This window comes from Loigolactobacillus iwatensis, assembly GCF_003950295.1.
Lineage (GTDB): Bacteria > Bacillota > Bacilli > Lactobacillales > Lactobacillaceae > Loigolactobacillus > Loigolactobacillus iwatensis.
On the sequence record NZ_RHNP01000046.1, the window covers coordinates 1 to 5,761 of the forward strand.

The window sequence follows — 5,761 nt, forward strand, 5'->3', positions numbered from 1 at the left end:
CAACAAGTGCTTATAAAGGCGCGGTAGATGCCAATGGTGTTCCAACTGATAAAGGAACGTACGCGGTTAATTTGAACAAGTCCGGTCAGGCTAAGGTCCAAGCGGTAAATGGGAACTATACCTTGAGCGCGGATGACTTTATTGCTGGCACTTATACAATTAAGCCAAAAGCAACCACACCAGATGATGCAACGACTAAGGTGACAACCAATAATCAACACATCACTTACGGCCAAGGCACGCCAGTCTTTACGGCGACACCAGGCTCAGCAATTAAATTACCAACGTTGACCAATAGCGACTTTGTCTTCACGAACGCAGATGGCAGTGCTTTAGCTAATACAGTTAAGGTCGATGCCGATGGTGTTCCAACGGATAAGGGCAGCTACAAAGTTACGTTGAGTGACGATGCTAAAACAGCAATTGAAAAATTGAATCTTAACTATACAATGAGCGCCAGCGACTTTATTGCTGGAACTTATACAATTGATCCAAAGGCAACGACCCCAACTGATGAAACAACTCAGGTGAAGACAGGTAATCGAGAAATTACCTATGGTGACGCAACGCCCGCTTTCACAGCGACGGTAGGTAAAGATAGTCAGTTGGATTTGAGTAAAGTAACGTTTACGAATGATGATTTTGATTTCTATAGTGCTGACGGCAAGACGAAGTTAGATGGTATTCCGACAAATAAAGGGACGTACCAAGTTAACTTGAACGCAGCCGGACAAGCTAAAGTTCAAGCAGCAAACACGAACTACACGTTAACGACTGGTGACTTTATTGCCGGGACTTACACGATTAAGCCAAAGTCCGCAACAACTGGTGAAGTTACGATCGGTGACGCCCAGGGTGAAGCACTGGATAAGACCTATGACGGGTCAACCTTCAATGGCAACCCAGTGTTCCAAGGACCAGAACAAGATGTTACTTTAACAACAGGCGACTACGAATATGTGGACGCTAACGGTAAAGTAGTGACGAACCCGGTTAACGCTGGTGATTACAAGGTTAAACTCACACAAGCTGGAATTGATAAAGCAACTGCAGCTAACAGTGACTATGACTTAGGTGATCTAACCGCCTTAACAAGTAACGCTACAATCGCCAAAGCAAAAGCAACGCTAACCGTCACAAGTAATGATGACATTACCTATGATGGCAAGGCGCACAGCCTAGGTGTGGTGGTCAACGGTGCAGTTAACGGTGAAACAATCACTTACACGACTGACAACAATGATCAAACGGCTGTCGGTCACTACGATGTAACGGTGAAAGCTGACGTGAACAGCGTCAACAATAACTACGACATCACGACTAACCAGGGCTCGATGACTATTGTGCAAGCTGCAACGACACCAGGCGGCGTTACGATTGGTGACGCCCAGGGTGAAACACTGAATAAGACCTATGATGGCTCAAGCTTCAGTGACAACCCAGTGTTCCAAGGACCAGAAAAAGATGTGACTTTAACAACGGGCGACTACGAATACGTGGACGCTAACGGTAAAGTAGTGATGAACCCAGTTAACGCTGGCGATTACAAGATCAAACTCACAGCGGCAGGTATTAAAGCAGTAACCGATGCCAACAGTGACTATGACTTAGGTGATCTAACTGCCTTAACCAGTAACGCTACCATTGCCAAAGCGAAAGCGACTTTAACCGTCACAAGTAATGATGACATTACCTATGATGGCAAGGCACATCACTTAGATGTTGTAGTCAACGGTGCAGTTAAAGGTGAAACAATCACTTACACGACTGGTAACAATGATCAAACGGCTGTCGGTCACTATGATGTTACGGTGAAAGCTGATGCGAACAACGTCAACAGTAACTACGACATCACGACTAACAAGGGCTCGATGACCATTGTGAAAGCCGCGACCACACCAGGCGACGCAGCAACGCAAACAACCATTGGTAACGAAAAAGTCACTTATGGCGACACAACACCAAACTTTACAATTGGTTTAGGTTCAGCGCTTAAACAAACAACGTATACGAACGCTGATTTAGTCTTTAGCCAAAATGGTAAGGATTTGGCGGGCGTTCCGGTTAATGCCGGAACTTACCAAGTACGTTTAAGTGATGCCGCGAAGAACGCAATCAAGGCCGCTAATCCAAACTACGATTTTGCAGCAACTGACTTTGGCACAGCTGAGTACGTGATTGCAAAGAAACCAATTACACTGACGGCTGACAATCAGAAAAAGGTATTTGGCGAAAAGGATCCAAGTTTGACGGCAACGGTTGGTGCAGGTTTAATCGCTGGCGACTCGTTAGCTTATACGGTTAGTCGTGAATCTGGCGAAAATGTCGGATCATACACGACAAGCATCGAAGTTGGTGCGAATGTTAACTACACGGTTGTTCCAATTGCGGGCAAGTTTACGATTACGCAAAAGGCAACCACGCCTAATGATGAAGCAACGCAAGTAACCGTTAATAATCAGACGATCAAGGAAGGCGACGGGACACCAACCTTCACGGTCAGTTTCGGAAATCATTTAGTGCAAGTTCCGGTAAGCAATGCTGACTTTGTCTTCACGGAAAATGGCCAGGTATTAACTGGTATTCCAACGAAGGCGGGCACTTATTCAGTAACGCTTAGTGCGGCGGCACAACAGCGCATCATGGCTGAACAGAACTATGCGTTAACCGCTAATGATTTCATCGCCGGAACGTTCGTGATTCAACCTGCAACAACTAATCCAGGCGGTGGTAACGAAACGAACCCAGGAGGCGGCAACAACGTCAATCCAGGTGGCGGTAACGAAACCAACCCAGGAGGCGGCAACAACGTCAATCCAGGGAACGGCAACCAAACTAATCCAGGTGGCAATAATAACTCTGGTAATGGTGGTCAAACGAGCCCTGGTAACGGCGGTAACACTGGCGCCACGGGCAATGGTACGGGTGCAACATCAGGCAATAATGGTGCCACAAGTACTGGTACAACAGGCAATAATGGTAATCAGACAACGACAGTAGCGACAGCAAGCAAAGCTGCCAGCAACTCGACTGTTAATTTAAAGGCCGCAGCAGTAACTGATAAATCTAAATTGCCACAAACAAATGAGACGTCAGGTAATGTTGTTGCGACGGCAGGCTTGGCCTTACTCAGTGGATTATTTGGCCTAATCGGTATCCGACGCAAGAAACATGAAGATAAAGATTAGAGGTCTAAAAAAGGGCGTATCCGTGAGGGTACGCCCTTTTTTGAGTGGGAATAAAAATTTAAAATTGGATATGATAACGTATTTACAAAGGGGCATCGTGATGGTTGAGTACGCCGAAATTAGTTTGAAAAAATGAGAAACACTAGTAAAAAAAGTGTCCACAAATTGATGTACTGGACTCAAAAAATACTAAAAATGATTCTGGATGGTGGCGTAATATAGTCGTTAAATTATAACGAAAAATAATTAAGGATGCGTAGTTTATTTATATAGGACTATACGGCCTGTGGCAAATATTAAGGAGGAGTTAGTCAATCTTAAATGGTTTAAATTCATGAGTTTTAGTTCAAAACTTGAAGGTTGTTGACCAAACATTCTCTAAGCGCCGTGTTATAATTTAAAAGTGTAGCCAGTTTTGGTATATGAATGAAAGGAGATGTTTCCATGCTAATTTATGTAAAAACTAATCTTTTCGAAAGCCCAGCACAGGTGTTAGTTAATACTGTTAATACTGTTGGTGTTATGGGAAAAGGTATCGCCTTGAAGTTTAAAAAAATGTATCCTGATATGTTCAAGGAGTATCAACGATTTTGTGAAACAGGCGCGTTATCGGTTGGTAAGCTTTGGCTATATAAGTCAAATAATAAATGGGTGCTTAACTTTCCTACGAAAAAAAACTGGCGGCAGAAATCTCGAATCGAATATATTGAGGCCGGTTTACAAAAATTTGTTCAAACTTATGAGGAAAAGAAAATTAAATCAATCTCATTTCCGCAACTTGGAGTAGGAAATGGTGGACTTGATTGGGATAGCCAAGTTAAGCCATTAATGGAAAAATATCTCAAAAAATTACCAATTGATGTTTATATTCATTTATACAATCAGTCCAATAATTCTCCTGAGTATAAAAATGTTAGGGAAATGAATAAATGGTTAGACGCTGAACCACGGTCAATTAGTATCCATGAATTTAAGGCCGAGTTGGTGGATAACTTTTCTTCTGGTACTTTTCAAGAAGAAGGTCATACTGTGACATTTTCTGAGGCAGCACTAGATGATTCTTATCGGGATCCAGCAGTTCCGTTTCTTGTGATCGAGAAACAGAATGGCGAAAGTTATTCGTTGTCACAAGCAGATATTTCGGAGATATGGACACGTTTACGCGACAAGGGCCTTGTTTCTATTATGGAATTTCCACAAATACTTCATGAGCATGATGATGTGATATTCTTTGAGCACTTGGTCAGCTCTTTACCATATATTGATATCATTCAAATTACTTGGGCAGGGCACGATATGACTGCTTTGTCATTAAATGAGAGTATGCTTTTATCGAATGAAAATACAATAGAATTCAATGATCATAAAGCAATCATAGGCGAGGTGTGACGATATGGATTATCGGACGATCATAAAGCAACTTGTCGATGGGAAAGTCGCTACAGGGCTGACACCAATGCAGAGGAAGTTATGGCCGCGGTTTGCTTATCATTTTACTGACATCAATAATGCAGTAAATATTCTAGATAGTGGTCTTCTATTGTCGCGAAGGCAAAGTATAGCGCAAAATGAAATGGTAAATGACAATGCCAGTACTGATGTCATAAATGGAACCGATGACTTTGTAGCCGATTATGTACGTCTTTATTTCAGACCAAAAACACCAACACAGTACAATAATGAAGGGGTCAAGGTTTCTGCGCTAAGAGGTGGGCTAGATGCTAACTGCCCAGTTCCAATTTTCTTCCTATTTGATTTACCTAAGTTACTGCTACAACCAGGTGTGCAATTTAGCGATCGATCTCTTGCTATTCACGAACACGTTAATTTATATTCCACACCCGATGAATTTAGTAAATTACCATTTGAATCGATTTACCACAATCGTGCGCTTTTTAATATAAGCGAGAAGGAAAAGCGGGATATAATTAGACATCGACATGCTGAAATTATCGTAAAGGATCAACTAGATCTAACTGATTTGTCACGTATTTTAGTAAGATCTGTTGCCGAACAAGAAACGCTACTAAATTTACTGCATGATCGAAATATAACTAAGTATGATGACATTATAAAGATTGGTACGCAGGACTTCTTTTTTAAGGATCGTAATTTTGTTGATAGTGTTGAATTAACAGATAAAGAAATTCTGTTAAAAAACGTTACAAATAGGCCTTTCCCAGAAGATTGGGGTAATACAGATTCTTCTAAAGTACTATTTGCGCAAAATGAGGAAAATACTGATTGGTATTTAAATTTAACAGTTAGGATTGATTATCCAAATGGTTCTTATGTAGTTTGGCCTGACGCTAATAAACGTGCGTTATTCTTAGATAAAATTGCGTTACAGTTCAATGATCCGGTTGATAGTTACCGGGTGACAGTGAAAATTGATGGTCACATTGCTTATTTAGGAACCTATGAAAAGAATCTCGCTATAATGGACGAGTTACCCTTTTAAGGTGTATTACGGTTTAAACAAAATAACAGCAAAGAGGCTGTGACATAAGTCTCCAAAAATAAACGGTTCAACTGGAAACATTCGTGTTTTCAGTTGAACCGTTTTTAGTTAT

Annotated in this window: 3 protein-coding genes; all 3 read left to right on the plus strand. The window is 41.6% G+C overall.

Annotated elements, in window-relative coordinates; all coding sequences use genetic code 11:
- A partial coding sequence (locus tag EKM98_RS10585) for an MBG domain-containing protein (protein ID WP_164512702.1) occupies positions 1-3,188 on the plus strand: 3,188 nt, incomplete at its 5' end.
- Positions 3,189-3,632: 444 nt separating this feature from the next.
- On the plus strand, positions 3,633-4,577 hold the full coding sequence (locus tag EKM98_RS10590) for a macro domain-containing protein (RefSeq protein ID WP_125982571.1): 945 nt from the start codon (positions 3,633-3,635) through the stop codon (positions 4,575-4,577).
- Between the two features lie 4 nt (positions 4,578-4,581).
- Positions 4,582-5,649, plus strand: a complete 1,068-nt coding sequence (locus EKM98_RS10595; protein WP_125982572.1) for a DarT ssDNA thymidine ADP-ribosyltransferase family protein — start codon at positions 4,582-4,584, stop codon at positions 5,647-5,649.
- The last annotated feature ends 112 nt before the right edge of the window (positions 5,650-5,761 follow it).